Source organism: Acinetobacter sp. NyZ410 (genome assembly GCF_022828975.1).
GTDB classification, from domain to species: Bacteria; Pseudomonadota; Gammaproteobacteria; order Pseudomonadales; family Moraxellaceae; genus Acinetobacter; species Acinetobacter guillouiae.
In genome coordinates, this window is the sequence record NZ_CP094620.1 from 1,764,794 (window position 1) to 1,780,044 (window position 15,251).

12 protein-coding genes are annotated in these 15,251 nt (G+C 36.2%); 10 read left to right on the forward strand and 2 right to left on the reverse strand.

The features are described from left to right. The first annotated feature begins 83 nt into the window (after nucleotides 1-83). The 3 genes from MTO68_RS08295 to MTO68_RS08305 all read left to right on the forward strand — a co-directional run bounded on the left by MTO68_RS08295 (nucleotide 84) and on the right by MTO68_RS08305 (nucleotide 3,219). Nucleotides 84-941: a DUF4344 domain-containing metallopeptidase gene (locus MTO68_RS08295; protein WP_244015600.1), complete on the forward strand. Its 858-nt coding sequence runs from the start codon at nucleotides 84-86 to the stop codon at nucleotides 939-941. Nucleotides 942-1,198: 257 nt separating this feature from the next. Further along, nucleotides 1,199-2,098, forward strand: coding sequence for an alpha/beta hydrolase-fold protein (locus MTO68_RS08300; RefSeq protein WP_244015601.1), 900 nt, complete (start codon nucleotides 1,199-1,201; stop codon nucleotides 2,096-2,098). A 188-nt stretch (nucleotides 2,099-2,286) separates the two neighbouring features. Then, on the forward strand, nucleotides 2,287-3,219 hold the full coding sequence (locus MTO68_RS08305) for an IS5-like element ISAba12 family transposase (RefSeq protein WP_002114401.1): 933 nt from the start codon (nucleotides 2,287-2,289) through the stop codon (nucleotides 3,217-3,219). 207 nt (nucleotides 3,220-3,426) lie between these two features. On the opposite strand, the gene gigD is transcribed toward MTO68_RS08305, so the two are convergent. Then, nucleotides 3,427-3,879, reverse strand: a complete 453-nt coding sequence (gigD, locus tag MTO68_RS08310; protein WP_244015602.1) for an Lrp/AsnC family transcriptional regulator GigD — start codon at nucleotides 3,877-3,879, stop codon at nucleotides 3,427-3,429. Between the two features lie 143 nt (nucleotides 3,880-4,022). On the opposite strand from gigD, the gene kynU reads away from it, so the two are divergent. The 5 genes from kynU to MTO68_RS08335 all read left to right on the forward strand — a co-directional run bounded on the left by kynU (nucleotide 4,023) and on the right by MTO68_RS08335 (nucleotide 11,648). Further along, complete coding sequence (kynU, locus tag MTO68_RS08315) at nucleotides 4,023-5,276, forward strand: kynureninase (protein ID WP_105714277.1); 1,254 nt, start codon at nucleotides 4,023-4,025, stop codon at nucleotides 5,274-5,276. A 46-nt stretch (nucleotides 5,277-5,322) separates the two neighbouring features. Continuing rightward, nucleotides 5,323-6,690 carry an amino acid permease gene (locus MTO68_RS08320; RefSeq protein WP_244015603.1) on the forward strand — a complete coding sequence of 456 codons (1,368 nt, stop codon included), beginning with the start codon at nucleotides 5,323-5,325 and terminating at the stop codon, nucleotides 6,688-6,690. Nucleotides 6,691-7,160: 470 nt separating this feature from the next. Beyond that, nucleotides 7,161-8,432, forward strand: a complete 1,272-nt coding sequence (locus tag MTO68_RS08325; RefSeq protein WP_004721642.1) for an MBL fold metallo-hydrolase — start codon at nucleotides 7,161-7,163, stop codon at nucleotides 8,430-8,432. 454 nt (nucleotides 8,433-8,886) lie between these two features. Beyond that, nucleotides 8,887-10,041, forward strand: a complete 1,155-nt coding sequence (locus tag MTO68_RS08330; RefSeq protein ID WP_244015604.1) for a porin — start codon at nucleotides 8,887-8,889, stop codon at nucleotides 10,039-10,041. 620 nt (nucleotides 10,042-10,661) lie between these two features. Further along, the gene (locus MTO68_RS08335) at nucleotides 10,662-11,648 is read left to right on the forward strand and encodes an AraC family transcriptional regulator (RefSeq protein WP_105714281.1); all 987 of its coding nucleotides are present in this window, start codon (nucleotides 10,662-10,664) and stop codon (nucleotides 11,646-11,648) included. Nucleotides 11,649-11,862: 214 nt separating this feature from the next. Here the strand turns inward: MTO68_RS08335 and MTO68_RS08340 are convergent, their stop codons facing one another. Continuing rightward, on the reverse strand, nucleotides 11,863-12,561 hold the full coding sequence (locus MTO68_RS08340) for a DUF1826 domain-containing protein (RefSeq protein WP_244015961.1): 699 nt from the start codon (nucleotides 12,559-12,561) through the stop codon (nucleotides 11,863-11,865). Nucleotides 12,562-13,157: 596 nt separating this feature from the next. On the opposite strand from MTO68_RS08340, the gene MTO68_RS08345 reads away from it, so the two are divergent. Next, nucleotides 13,158-14,405: a dienelactone hydrolase family protein gene (locus tag MTO68_RS08345; protein ID WP_244015605.1), complete on the forward strand. Its 1,248-nt coding sequence runs from the start codon at nucleotides 13,158-13,160 to the stop codon at nucleotides 14,403-14,405. 17 nt (nucleotides 14,406-14,422) lie between these two features. Next, nucleotides 14,423-15,214 carry an SDR family oxidoreductase gene (locus MTO68_RS08350; RefSeq protein WP_244015606.1) on the forward strand — a complete coding sequence of 264 codons (792 nt, stop codon included), beginning with the start codon at nucleotides 14,423-14,425 and terminating at the stop codon, nucleotides 15,212-15,214. Nucleotides 15,215-15,251 lie beyond the last annotated feature (37 nt).

Below are 15,251 nucleotides of genomic sequence, written 5' to 3' on the forward strand. Positions count from 1 at the left end.
TAAGAATTTAATAATCTATTTTTTATTTGAATTTTATCTTTGATTAATATTCAAATAATTTTAATTAAAAAGGAAATCTATATATGAAAGATGATGTTTTAAAATACTCTAAAATTTTAAGATTATTTTCTGTTACATTCATAACGCTGTTAGGCCTGACGGCTTGTAATGATAGTTCAGACAGTAAATCTACAAATACTCAACAACAGGCATCAAGTAAGGTACCTACTTTACAAGGAAAATTTATCCCAATTTATGAACCTGCTCTAAATGCAGACAATAGAATTGAGGAAGGTCTTTGGCGTAGTCGGAAGTTATTAGAAGGCTATACTGAAGAAATGAATGATTTTGTTAATATTCCCTCTGATATCAAAGTTATTGCAAAAGAGTGTAATGAAGCGAATGCATTTTATGACAGTGATAAGAAAACAATTGAACTATGTTACGAATTGGGTGCAGAAGAAAGGAAAATGTTCACTGAAGCTGGCGATTCAGGTGCCATATTAGAAAACGAGTTATATCAAAGCGCCGTGGGAACTTTATTCCATGAAACTGGACACGCCCTTATTGCAGAGCTCGATTTAAAAATTACGGGTAGAGAAGAAGATGTAGCAGATCAGTTGGCAGCATATATTTTAACTTATGACGACCAAGATAAAGATTACCTTCTTACAGTTTCAGATACCTACGGTCTTGCTGCAAGAAGAGCGACTTCATTGGATGATTTACTTTTTTATGATTCACATTCTTTAGATGCACAACGTGCTGTAAATTTTCTTTGTTACGTTTACGGTTCTGATCCGAAGAACTTCCAGAGTCTTATAGATGATGAGTTGCTTCATAAGGAACGTGCTGAAGACTGTGAACATGAATATCAACAAATAGTTGATGCTTGGGATTCTTTACTTGCTCCTTATTTTAAAAAGAAAAAGAATGCTTAGTTATCTTCGAGTTAGTCGTGGTACCAGATTTTTCTTTTTAGGAAGACATATTAACAGGAAAGTTATTGAATTTATGATCGTTTAAAAAGGGTTGTAATATTTTTAGCTTTAAGAAGCTTGTTGTGCAATCTTATATTTAACTGAATTTCAAGATTGGTTTGTTTCATGTTGCTATATTATTAATATATTTTAAATATATTAATTTTAATCTAGATATAACTCTTAAATTATATGATGTTTAAAATTAGGTGGATGATATGGGAATAAAACGTATTTTAAAAATTTTATTTAAGATAAATATATTATTTTTCTTATTTACTAATATGGTTTTTGCGGCTATGCCCCCAAGTGGGCAACTGAATAATAGCTTTTCTGAAGCTGCTGGAGGAAATAGAAGTTATTTCGTTACTTTACCTAAAAATTATACCCCATTGAAAAAATATAAGTTGGTATTGGTTTTTGCGGGAACAGATACTACAGGTAAAGAAATGAAGGATTGGTTTGGGCAGGGATGGAGTTCTTCGGCTCATGGATTAGAAAAAAATATGTCTGATACTATTTTTATTTATCCTGATCAAAAATGGCGCTGGGGAGTTGATAAAGGTTGGGCCTTAGGGCCAAACGGTGGGGATTTTTCTGGAAATCATGATATCAAATTTACTGAGGAATTACTTTCTTTAGTTAAGCGTAATTATTCAATTGATTCAACAAGAATATTTGTTACTGGGCATTCTTGGGGAGGCGATATGGCTGCTGTAGTTGGATGTTCGCTAGGAGATCAGTTTAAAGCAATTGCACCAGTTGCAGCCAATAGTCCATATTGGTTTTATGATGATAATAATAATGCTGTTAAATGCAAAGGTAATCCTGCAGTTTGGACTGTATTTGGTTTGGCAGATGATTTTTTTGGCAGTAAGAGTCCAAATGGATTGTTTGGAAAAGAGCAGAATACATTTTGGTTAGATAATCATAAATGTAAAATCTCTTCGACTAAAAAACTATCAATCGAAACAACTGAATACACCCAATGTCAGGTCGCACCTGTAAGATTGACTCTTTATCAACTTGGTCAGTATTCTGGAGGTGGAAGTTTAAAAGGACATTACCCACCAGATTACTTCTTAAAAGACGTTTCAAGATGGTTTGCTAGTTTTTAAAAGTAAGAGTAATTTCTTTAATTTAGGAAAAATAATTTTTTAATGTGCTTTTATATGGAAAATTTAATTAGACTTCATTAATGAAGTCTAATTAAATTAGATATATTTAGTCAATTCAAACTACAGTTGGAATAGGCTTTGTTGCACAAACCTATCTGTAAAGGGTTTTTCAGCGATATAATTTTCAAATGAAGAAGCCTACACACAAAATCTACCGCACAACCAATTGGCCCGCATATAACCGAGCACTCATGAGTCGCGGAAATATTGCCATTTGGTTTGATCCTGCTACGCAATGGTATGCGCCATCAAAAGGCAAACAAGGGCGAAATCAAACCTACTCCGACGCAGCCATCCAATGCTGCTTAATGATTAAATCCTTATTCCGTCTGTCTTTACGTATGGTCACTGGCTTTGTGCAAAGTCTGATTAAACTTTGCGGATTAAATTGGATAGCTCCAGATTACACCACGCTTTGTAGAAGACAAAAGCATATTGATATTGTAATCAGCTACCAAAAAAGTAGCGATGGGCTGCATCTACTCATGGACTCTACAGGCATGAAGTTTCTAGGTGAGGGCGAATGGAAACGCAAGAAACATGGACCTGAATATCGTCGCCAATGGCGTAAACTTCATATTGGTATAGATGCTAAAACCCTGCAAATACGAGCAGTTCAGCTTACAACCAATAATGTCAGTGATTCACAGGTGCTTGGTGATTTACTTAATCAGATTCCACAAGATGAGCGGATTAACTCTGTTTATACCGATGGAGCTTATGACACCAAGCAATGCCGTCAGGTCATTGCAGATCGGCAAGCGCATGCGGTGATTCCACCTAGAAAAAATGCGAAACCATGGAAAGATACAAAGAGTAGCTCGCTAGAGCGAAATGAATTACTTCGAACAATTAAACGTTTAGGCAGGACACTATGGAAAAAATGGTCAGGCTATCATCGGCGAAGTTTGGTTGAAACTAAGATGCATTGCATCAAATTATTAGGAGATAAACTCAGTGCAAGGAGTTTTGATAGCCAAGTGAATGAGATCCATGCACGTGTAGCAGTCCTTAACAGATTTACGGAATTAGGTCGACCACTTACCCAAGTTACGCCTTAAATTTGGCTCAATTAGGGGCGCTTTGCATTTCAAATCTTTGTGCAACAAAGCCGTTGGAATATATCCAGATGTCAAAATAATGATTAGCTCAAGATATAGCCAAAAGTAAAAAAAAAACGGAAAAATATTTATCAGAAGGCTTCCTAAATTTTTATTAGAATATTGTTAATACTTTTATTGTAAGTTGATAATAAAATTAAGTGAATTTTAAATCAAACTCTTTTGCACCACTTTTTTCAAAACGATCTTCGAGTTTATATTCATAATACCTTTAATTTTATTGAGTTTGTTGATGATAAATTGTGAAAAAGAATCTAGGTCTTTTGTTGCCACCCACAATACATAGTTGGATTCGCCAGTAATAATATAAACGTTGATTACTTCATCAAAATCCCTAATTTGAGTCATAAAGGTGTGATGATCTTCATCGGTAAGATGAGCCAACTTGATTTCAACCATTGCCTCTATTTTGATACCCAATTTTGCATAATTTATTTTCGCTTGGTATTTTTCAATAATTCCATTTGATTCCAAAATCTTTACTCTACGATGACAAGCAGAAGCAGATAAGTGCACAAGATCAGCCAGATCTTGATTGCTTAAGCGTGCATCTCCTTGCAACAGTTTTAGAATTTTAAGATCAATAACATCTAAATCCATGATGGGATATCCTTCAAATATAATCCATTTAATTAGAATTATATATCAAAATATAAGAAAATGACTAGATACTATCGAATAAATCATATTTTCATCATGATAATATTTAACTAAATAAAGGACGATTTTCAAAAGGAGTAAATATGATTACACGTGAACAATGTCAAGTTTGGGATAAGGAAGACCCACTAGCACAATTTAAAAACGAATTTTCACTTCCAACAAATGTTATTTATCTTGATGGTAATTCATTAGGTGCTCGACCCGCCAAATCATTAGATTTAGCACAACACGTTATTTCTCAAGAATGGGGCAATGACCTGATTAATAGCTGGAACACCGCAGATTGGTGGGGATTATCTACGCGTTTGGGAGATAAAGTTGCTGAATTAATTGGTGTAAATGCTGGTGAAACGGTTATTTCCGATTCAACGACATTAAACCTTTTTAAGGTCTTATCTTCAGCTGTGAAAATTCAAGCAGAAAAGGATGCTTCACGTAAAGTAATTATTGCTGAGAAGGATGCCTTTCCAACGGATATCTATATCATTGAAGGATTTTTGGATCTTATTCATCAAGGCTATCGTTTGGAATTAATTGAAAACGAAAATGACTTAGATGTACTCTTAAATCAAAACGATGTTGCTGTGGTGGTGCTTTCACATGTGAATTATCGTACTGGCTATTTGTATGACATGAACGAAATTAACCAAAAAATTCATGCTCAAGGTGCTTTGATTATTTGGGACCTTTGTCATTCTGTTGGTGCTGTTCCGATTGAATTAAATCAGACAGATAGTGATTTTGCGATTGGATGTACTTATAAATATTTAAATGGTGGCCCTGGCTCTCCAGCTTTACTTTGGGTTAATCCGAAGCATCACAATACGTTCTGGCAACCCTTATCTGGATGGTGGGGGCACAACAAACCTTTTGATATGGCTCAAAACTATGAACCAGCAGTAGGTATTCGTCGTTATTTATGTGGCACTCAAAGTATTATTTCAATGAGTCTCATTGAGTGTGGTTTAGATATTTTCCTCAATACCAGCATGGAGAAAATTCGAACAAAATCGCTAAAGCTGACAGATTTATTTATGGCTTTAGTCGAGCAAGAATGTACTGACTTTGGATTCGAAATGATTACCCCAGTTGTTCATAAACATCGTGGTAGTCATGTGAGTTATAAACATCAATTTGGTTATGAGATTATCCAAGCTTTAATTAAGCGCGGGGTAATAGGTGATTATCGAGAGCCTGAAGTATTGCGTTTTGGAATCACCCCTTTATATCTCGGTTTTGTTGATATTTGGGATGCTGTACAGCACCTAAAGCAAGTCATGATATTAGGTGAATGGGAGAACAGCGAATATCAAGTTCGCGGGCAAGTCACTTAATTTAAGTTGCTTTATAAACAAAAATACATTTACCCAGGAGGGGTTTATGAATAATTTTGATGAAATTCAAACTAGGGAATCGGGCCTACATAAAAAATTGACTGCAAAGCAAATGAGTATGATTGCCATTGGTGGTGCGATTGGTACTGGCTTATTTATGGGAAGTAAGTTTGCGATTAGTTATGCGGGTCCTGCAGTTATTGTCAGTTACGCTATTGGTGGATTAATCGCTTTTGCACTGATGGCATGTCTTGCAGAAATGACGGTTCAGCACCCGACCTCAGGATCTTTTGGAGCTTATGCAGAACACTATATTAGTCCATTAGCTGGGTTCTTAGTGCGTTATAGTTATTGGGCTTGTATGGTTCTTGCTGTTGGTACTGAAATTACCGCTGTCGCTGATTATATGAAAATGTGGTTTCCAGATGTTCATGCTTGGTTCTGGATCATGTTTTTCTCAGGGACTTTGCTCGCGGTTAATGCTTATAGTGTTAAAGCCTTTGGACTGGTTGAATATTGGTTCTCTACCATTAAGATTTTTGCCATTATTGTATTTATATTACTCGCAATTGGAATTCTCACGCAAAATACTGAGCAAAGCCATATCACGGCTCATTTAACTGATCATGGGGGATTTTTCCCAAATGGTTTTAGTGGGGTCTGGATTGGTGTCATTATTTCTATTTTTAGTTATCTTAGTATTGAAATGATTGCTGTGGCAGCAGGTGAAGCTGCTGATCCAGAAAAAGCGGTAAAATATGCGTTTAAGAGTACGGCTGTACGGTTGATTCTATTCTATTTACTGTCACTATTTTTAATTGTGACACTAGTACCATGGACTGAATTGATTGGAAAAGATGCAACTAGTCCGTTTGTTACAGTCATGAGACTGGTCGGTATCCCATATGCGGACAGTATTTTAAACGCTATTGTTGTTGTGGCCGCACTTTCAGCGATGAACAGCATGCTCTACATTTCAACCCGTATGCTTTTTAGTTTATCACGTGCAGGAGATGCTCCAAAAATCTTTGGAAAAATCCGCAGCAATGGTGTGCCTATAAATGCATTAATGCTGTCTGCTATAGGGATTGGAGTTGCGAGTGTAGTTTATAGCATTAATCCAGAGTCAGCATTTCCTATCATGATTGCACTTTCCATGTTTGGTGCATTATTTACTTGGGGAAGTATTTTTGTAACACATATTTTTTTCCGAAAACATCTTGCAAGCCATCAAACGGTACTGAAATTTAAAACTCCAGCAAGTCGACTTATTTCTGTACTAGGTTTGGTCAGTATATTTAGCATTATGATTACAACTTGGTTTACCGACGAGTTTAAATCAACATTGCAGTTTGGTATTCCATTTTTAATGGTGTTATTAATAGTTTATTGGTTTAAAAAGAAAATTTCTTGAACGAATGGAATAATATTAAAACAATTCACTGTCTATTAAATCGTGGAATGGGTGATAAGGAATAGTCTTATAACAATGCAAGATAGCATGTTAAACATCAAGCAATTTATTGAGGTCTAATGACATTAAGCTTTTATATAGGTGAGTAGCATAATGTTAGCTAGACCCAGTGAATAGGATGGGATCTATAAAATAGAATATAATGAGTGATTTTTCATTATTATTTAAATTTTATTCAAAATATCGTTGTAATTAACCTAAAAATTAGAAAGATTGTTCAAAAATGATTGTTAAAATTATGATGAGTAAAATGTAAAACATTAAGTGAAGGACTCTCTTTCTGGCTGAGATTAATAGAAAACTAACGCTATTAACTCAATAGTTTTGCTTTGAAAATACCGTAATGGATGAAATTACAGAAAATGATGTGCTGTGATTTTTAAAGACTGTTTGATATAAAGGGAATTAATATGAAAAATTTAAAAAAATATTTGTGTGTTGCTATTTCAACTTGTTTTATTGGCCAATTGAGTTTTGCAGCAGATGAACAAGCTTTTAATCGTACTGATACACAATCAAAGAGTTTAAAGAGTGCGACACCGAGTTATTTGCAGCGTCAAGCTAAACGAGTTAGAGCGACTCCACCGCCACGCGATGGTATGTATCTTGTTATGTTGGGGACTAGAGCAGGACCTTTCCCAAGTCTAAGGGCTGCGACATCAACAGCACTGGTTGTAGATGGTCAAGTCTATGTTATTGATGCAGGATCAGGTTTGGTACAACGCTTTTATGAAAGTGGTCTGAATTTTGGCGATGTGCGTGGGATTTTTATTACACACTTGCACTCTGATCATGTAGATGATCTCTATCCATTTGTGAATGTTAACTTCCCTAACTGGAAATATGGCAAACAAGAAATTGCATTGGTTGGACCAGATCGTGCTGACTCGAATGGTAAATTAGGTGATGATGCTGGATTTGGTCATTTACCAAATACTAAATTAATCCATGCTGAGGACCCAACGCCAGGCATTAAAGAATTAATGCAGCTGCATTTTGCTGCGAATGCTTATGATATGAATAATGCAATTCACACAGTACGTCGTGCAGATGATCATCCACGAGATTTAACAGGAACAAATGGTCAAGGGATGTTAAATATTATGGCATTACCTGCACCTAAAAATGCCAGTCCTAGCAATATGTCACCTGTGATGAATCCGATACAGGTCTATCAAGATGATTATGTAAAAGTGACAGCAGCATTGGCTCAGCATCCACTGGTATATCCAGCTTGGTCTTATCGCTTCGATACTAAATATGGATCGGTCACATTTAGTGGTGATACTGCTCCAAATGAAAATTTACTTCGTTTGGGTAAAAATACCGATATTTTGATTAATGAAGTGATGGATGTAAATGCAGCCGTAGCAGTGTTTGCAGGTACACCTTTAGAAAAAACCATGACGACACAGATTTTAGATGGTCATACAGCGATTATTTCAGGAACAGATCCTCGTAATCGTAAAGCAACCTTAGGTGTGGGTGCATTTGCTACGAAAATGGGGGCTAAGGGATTGGTATTGAACCATATTTGGCCCGATAATGAAAAAATTAATAGTGAATATCTACAAACAACAGCAGGGCGTGAGTTTAAAGGTCCTGTCCATGCGAGTGAGGATCTTGATGTAATTAATATTGCTGAATTTATCCAGAATCAAGGGAATACTCATAAAAAATAGTTTTATGACGATATGCAATCTAAAACCGAATTGGTTATCCATTTCGGTTTTTTTGAAGAGAATAAACCAAGAGAAATTTGGTTTTTAATAACACATAAAATCGATGAGATAATCCTAAGGTCGTATTAATATATTTTTCTAAAATTTCTAATAAATGTGATATTAGGTTTAGCTAATATGCACATTAATAGGAGATTATCGAATAAATTATTAAAAAAACTATAGTAATATGAGTAATTATAAAATTTTGATACTTTGAGTATTTTGCCGTAAATGTGATCTTTAATATTATGGTTGTTGATGTTCTGAATTGAGTAAGTAAAAAGTTTAAACAATTTTAATCATAATTTTCATATTACATTGAAATACACGGATAATATTTAATTGTTATAAATTTCATCATGGTTAGAAAGGATAGTCTAACGATTTAAATCTGAATGACAAGGATGTAGAAATGTTAAAAAGAACATTAAAAATTGTGTGTTCCACATGGGTAATACTAAATGCAACAACAGTATCTGCTGAAGTTGAGCTGATCCACCAAGATCAAATTTTTTCTGATCAAGATAGTTTGACAGTTAAAACATATGGGAGCATGCGATTACAAGCTTTAAACTTTGATCAATATAATGCGAACAATCAAAGTCAAAAATATCGTAGAAATGGTTATAGTGCTGCGAGCCGTATGTATTTAGATCTTGATTATAAATTGGATGAAAATACACATTTAATTGCAGGGTATCAAAATTATTTTAATTTACCAAAAATCTTGGATTGGGATGGTCATTATGCTAAGAATGATGAAGAGTTCACAACGATTCAAGCATATGTGGGTATGGAAAATTCTCAATATGGCACATTAAAGTTTGGCAAAATGTATAGTATTTACCATGATGTCGTTGGAGTAAAAACAGATCTTTGGGATTACGATATGCTAGGTCAAGTTTCTACGTGGAGTCCTTTTTCATTTCATGATGGTACATTAGTTTCAAGTAAAACATTACGTTATGAAAAGAAAAATCAATATGTTGATTTTTATGCAGCGTATTTATTTGGAGATGAAACCTCACTGAACAACTTCCACTATAAGTTGAAATCAGGTGAAGAGATCGCAACCGATGTTCATTTGAGCAAAAATTTACATTGGGGAACTTCTTATAAACATAATCAAGTCAGTTTATCTGATTCACAAGATAATCATGATCTATCTCAACATGTAATCGCTACAGCTTTATATTATTTTGATGGTCAATGGATGTGGGGAGTGGGAGCAGGATGGTATAAAAACCTAGTGCCGAATAATCTTGCGCGCAATCAGCCAGCACCTTATGGCGTAGAACATTATTTGGATACTGAAGCTTATGGTATTGAATACTATGCAGGATATAAGTTTAAAGTGCAAAATTATGGTATTCAATCGATACAACCTTATGTTATGGGTGATCATATTAAATATACTCAAGGTGAGGATTTTTCAAGACGCGATTTGGGAGTAGGTATGGCATTGCGCTTTAATTATGGTATTGGTTTTGACTATGAACGATTATATACCAGTGATAGTAAAGCAACGCCTGATCTGCATTTATTTAGACTTCGTTATCAATGGTAATCATCAGTAGTTTTCTTGCATAAGTTTTTTTAAAGCATAAATCTATAATAAACCTATCATTCTAGCCTTCTTCAAAGTGGAGAAGGCACTTTGAATAGCAGTATGATTTTCTTAACATGCTTATTTTTTGATTTATTCAATAGAGGTCGAATTATTTTAAATAATTTTGATTATTAGATGTAAGCTTTAATAAATAATGATAAGTATTGCAGGTTATATTGAGTATCGCTACAAGTTAAGGTGAATTAGAGTCAATAGCCTCATAATTTTTCATTATGTTGAAGATAGCTTAAATAAACAATATAGATGATGGGAATTCTGGTTTTTTGGATATCTTAATATCTATGCTTATATTTTTAATCACAAGCTAAAGAAAATAATATTTTTTATGTTGTAGTCAGATTTTTAAACGCTGGAGACCTTTTGCAAGTGGACTTATTTTAGTAATAATTTCATACTCAAATAGTATATAAGTTCTCAATTAAATTTGTTATAAAGAAAGATACAAAATTGATTTTCTACATTGTTTATGGATAAACAGAGCTTAATATTTTAAGTAAAGGAATTGGCACGTAATTTGCCCCTTAACAAGTATTGAGCGTTAGCTAGGTGAAAAGAATATGTTATCACTAAGCCAAGAGATGGATCTAAATCACTATTCCCGTCAGGCAGAATTTGCACACAGTTTAATGTCCTCAATATGTGGGGAGCATCACTTAGATACATGCGGTCGAAATGTATTAGATTTTCATTATGAAGGGATTCGATTACCCCACAAGCGTATGGCGATCGGTAAGATCAGCTATGGTGCAAATGTACTCATTAACACGTCTAATTTAAGGGCATATAGTATTAGCTTACCGATTCAAGGTAAGCAGACTTTAGCAATCAATGGCACCAATTATATTTCCAGTGCTGATAAAGGGTTAATTTTATCTAATGCAGATTTGCAGGATTTAGCGATTGATAAAGATTGTAAAAAATATCAAGTGGTTATTCCTGAAAAAAGTATGCAGAAGGTGTTAGGCGAATTACTACGTCGGTCTGTTGAAGAGCCCGTGGTTTTCAATCCTGAAATGAGTTTGAAGATTGATCAGGGTATCGGGATGTGGTGGCAAAATATTGATCATTTTTTGTTGCTGCGATCTCAATACAAAAGTATGCAGGGCTTACAACTTTGGTCAGAGGATTATGAAAATTTCCTGATTAAAGCTTTATTACTCTCGCAAGAAAATAATTATTCAAGCTTGTTAAGATCCTTATCTGATCAACAAGCGCCAGAATACTTACGTAAGGTATGCGACTATATTCAGAAGTATGCCCATGAGGAGATTCGTGCAGAAGATTTGCTAAGATTAGCTGGCGTATCAAAGTCTAAATTATATGCTGAATTTCAACAGTATTATGGAACAAGTCCTTTGACTTTTTTACGTAGATATCGTTTACAACAAGTTTATAAGACCTTAAGTACCTCTATGGATAAAAATATTTCCATTTCAAAATTAGCTTTCGATTGGGGATTTAATCACTTGGGCCGTTTTTCGCATGAATATCGTGAAGAATTTGGAGAGAATCCAAGTGAAACCAAGAATCGAGTAAAAATATAATCTGTGAATATATTCGCGCTTTTAACCTGATTCTTTCCAAAATGGGAAAGCGTTAATAAACCACTTTAGACTCTTGCTTAATGTGCGAGTCGTTGATTATTTTAAAATGGAATTACACAGCATTATTTACAAGCGCGTGCTTTGATCATTCTTTTTAGACTTGTCATCTCAAGAGGCAGTTTTTCTCTATTTATTAGGTATATTGGGGCATGATCTAACAAATTAACAACAATCTATATTCGCCATCCTTTTCAACGGGCGCTCGATGAACGCAAGGTAAAACCTGTTGGGTTGGATGATCTACCGCTAAGCGCCAAAGCTGTCCTGAGCCTAAATTTACAGGTTCTGAGTCGGGTTTTGGCTGGTAATGCAGATCAAAAAAATACTCTTGTAGAAAGGTTTCAAATTCCGTTTCAGGACCGTCATGTAATGCTTTAAGCTGTTCCCTGATTTCTGGGATCAAAATTTTTTGTTCCACTTGATCATTGGAGATGATGTCACTGGCAGCGCCATGATAGGTACATAAAAAAGTATCTGTTTCAATGGGCGAACGATCAACATGATACGAATATACATCTGTAGAAATGAAATCCAGATCTTGATCCCGTTCATAATGTTTAAGTAAATTCAGTGAAGGTGATGCACCGAAATCAGTTAGAAGCTGTATATCCCTTAAGATGACATCTCTTGCCAAAATGCCTTTTTCTGAAAGTTGTAGTGCTAAAAGATCTTCAGTGGAAACTTCGGTAATATTTTCTTTTAACTCAAGTTTAGACACAATTTCTTTAAAATCACCCAGCAAATCTCTGTTCCAACAAATAGCATTTATCTCGCCTTGAAATGTCGTATTTACAAGTTCAGAGAAAGTCGTTACAACACGAACTTGATTGTTGTCAGAAAATGCAGGGTGCATATTAGAATTTAATAAATCAGAAACCATGTCTAATATATTCACTCAGCTTGGTAGAATCCGCTTTATAGAAGTTGGGACGAATCGCACAGAAGCGTGCATTACATGTAGCATTAGACATAGCTTACTGAACAACAGGGTATTGTTGCAATGTATTGCTAAGTGAGATGGACTTTAACAATGGCTTTTATTGAGAACTTTTGCAAAATTGCAGATTTACTTATTTAACTATGGCTTATTGATGTGGTGAGCAAAATCTTGTTTAAGATAATGTTGTTCAGAATAGTAGATGACAAGATATTTATAAAAAGTGGCAATCGGCTTCTATCATAAGTCCTTATTAAAACCATAATTCAACATAAAAGCCCTCTCATCCTCGCCTCAGCCCAAAGGCAATTTCAATATCAAAATGATTCGCTCAATATGCTCATTTTTTGATTTATGAAAGATCTAACAATTTCTAAAATAAATTTTATGGCTTGAGTTTTCATCTTTCACAGTATTCCGCACTGATTGGATAATCCTCGCAGATTTTGGACAGACGTTAAATACCTTTCACAGACATGATAACGCTAACGGTTAGGTCTGGAGTGGATGAAATGTCAGGTCAATATATTGAAGTAAAAACACAAACAGGGAAGTCATTTGCTGGGTATTTGGCAATTGCAGAAGGCGGAAAAGGGCCTGGAATTGTACTGTGTCAGGAAATTTTTGGTGTGAATGCAGCAATGCGTATCAAGGCTGATTTTTTGGCTGAGGAAGGTTATACCGTATTGGTACCAGATTTATTCTGGCGGACTGCACCTCGCATTGAACTGGGTTATACCGAGCAAGATTTCCAAAAAGCCTTTGAGCTTTATCAACACTATGATGAAGATCAAGGTGTAGAAGATATTCAAGATAGCTTGAATTTTCTCAAAACTTTAGAGAGTTGCGATGCCAGTGCAGGATTGGGTGTCGTTGGGTATTGTCTGGGTGGAAAACTGGCGTATCTGGCAGGTTGCCGTATTCCTGAAGTGGCCTGTGCTGTGGGTTATTACGGGGTAGGAATAGAGAAGGCACTCGATGAACTTGAAAATGCCAAAGGGCGAGTAGTTTTACATATTGCTGAATTAGACAAGTTTACACCGCCAGAGGCACGCCAAAAGATTCTGGATGCTGCCGCCCAATATAGCAATGTTCAGGCTTATGTCTATGAGGGTGTAGATCATGCCTTTGCCCGACCAAACAGCGAACATTATCACAAACCTTCCGCACGCTTTGCCCATGAACGCAGTATTACCGCACTGCATCAAAGTATTGGACCAGTTTATGATTTGGTTGCACTTTGGGAAGCGCATATCCGTTATGAATTTGATACACGCGATGTGCCTGCCACTATGGCAACCATGGTGGCGCAACCCTATGTCAATCATATTCCAACATTGACAGGTGGTGTGGGATATAGCCAACTTGCCCGTTTTTATCAATATCACTTCGTTCATCAAAATCCAAAAGATATGAAGATCACGTCGATCTCACGCACTGTCGGTTCAACACAGGTGGTGGATGAATTCATTATGAGTTTTACCCATGACAGTGCAATTGACTGGTTACTGCCGGGTGTCGCGCCAACAGGAAAGTATGTTGAGATTCCAATGTTGGGTGTGATTCAGTTTCGTGGCCCAAAACTCTGCCATGAACATATCTACTGGGATCAGGCATCTGTTCTGGTTCAAATTGGATTACTCAATCCTAAAGGACTACCTGTTGCTGGTGTAGAAACTGCTCAAAAACTACTGGATGAAGATTTGCCATCCAATACCCTCATGCCGTCTTGGTCAAGCAGCGAAGGCAAATCGTTTTAACTATCTAGGAGTGGAATATGGATATTCAATTGAACCAGAAAATCGCTGTGGTCAGTGGCGGCGCAACCCTGATTGGTCAGGCCGTAGTTCAAGCACTGGTTGATGCAGGCGCAAGAGTCATTATTCTGGATATTGACCAACAAGGACAGCAAGTAGCGGATGCCATGCACGGGCAAGCGCAATTTATTCAAACTGATTTAAGCAGTGATGTGGCGATTGTAAACGCAGTGAAAACAATTCACGACAGCTTTGGCAAAGTTGATTATTTGGTCAATCTGGCCTGTACCTATCTGGATGATGGCTTTAAATCCTCACGTGAAGACTGGCTACAAGCATTGAATATTAATCTGCTTTCAGCAGTCGAACTGACCCGTGCGTTTTATGAGGATTTAAAAACCAAGCATGGTGCGATTGTTAATTTCACCTCGATCTCCGCCAAATTCGCACAAACAGGACGTTGGCTTTATCCCGTTTCAAAAGCAGCGATGCGACAACTCACTCAGTCCATGGCGATGGATTTTGCAACAGATGGGGTGCGGGTTAATTCAGTATCACCTGGTTGGACATGGTCACGGGTGATAGCCGACGTCAGTTGCAATAACCGAAGTAAAGCTGATGCCGTAGCAGCTGACTATCACTTGCTGGGACGTCTAGGTCATCCCGAAGAGGTGGCCAATGTGGTGCTGTTTTTACTCTCGCCAGCCGCAAGTTTTGTGACAGGCGCAGATTATGCCGTCGATGGTGGTTACTCCGTCATGGGGCCTGAAAGGAATCAACCAGCTATTCCACGTTTAGCCGATGAAGCGTGATAGCAAATCAAACATTTAAAACACTCAATGAATTAAA

Excerpts from the sequence above, each read along its gene's own strand:
- MTO68_RS08295 (WP_244015600.1), top strand. The coding sequence starts at position 84 with ATGAAAGATGATGTTTTAAAATACTCTAAAATTTTAAGATTATTTTCT.
- MTO68_RS08300 (WP_244015601.1), top strand. The coding sequence starts at position 1,199 with ATGGGAATAAAACGTATTTTAAAAATTTTATTTAAGATAAATATATTA.
- MTO68_RS08305 (WP_002114401.1), top strand. The coding sequence starts at position 2,287 with ATGAAGAAGCCTACACACAAAATCTACCGCACAACCAATTGGCCCGCA.
- gigD (WP_244015602.1), bottom strand. The coding sequence starts at position 3,879 with ATGGATTTAGATGTTATTGATCTTAAAATTCTAAAACTGTTGCAAGGA.
- kynU (WP_105714277.1), top strand. The coding sequence starts at position 4,023 with ATGATTACACGTGAACAATGTCAAGTTTGGGATAAGGAAGACCCACTA.
- MTO68_RS08320 (WP_244015603.1), top strand. The coding sequence starts at position 5,323 with ATGAATAATTTTGATGAAATTCAAACTAGGGAATCGGGCCTACATAAA.
- MTO68_RS08325 (WP_004721642.1), top strand. The coding sequence starts at position 7,161 with ATGAAAAATTTAAAAAAATATTTGTGTGTTGCTATTTCAACTTGTTTT.
- MTO68_RS08330 (WP_244015604.1), top strand. The coding sequence starts at position 8,887 with ATGTTAAAAAGAACATTAAAAATTGTGTGTTCCACATGGGTAATACTA.
- MTO68_RS08335 (WP_105714281.1), top strand. The coding sequence starts at position 10,662 with ATGTTATCACTAAGCCAAGAGATGGATCTAAATCACTATTCCCGTCAG.
- MTO68_RS08340 (WP_244015961.1), bottom strand. The coding sequence starts at position 12,561 with ATGCACCCTGCATTTTCTGACAACAATCAAGTTCGTGTTGTAACGACT.
- MTO68_RS08345 (WP_244015605.1), top strand. The coding sequence starts at position 13,158 with ATGTCAGGTCAATATATTGAAGTAAAAACACAAACAGGGAAGTCATTT.
- MTO68_RS08350 (WP_244015606.1), top strand. The coding sequence starts at position 14,423 with ATGGATATTCAATTGAACCAGAAAATCGCTGTGGTCAGTGGCGGCGCA.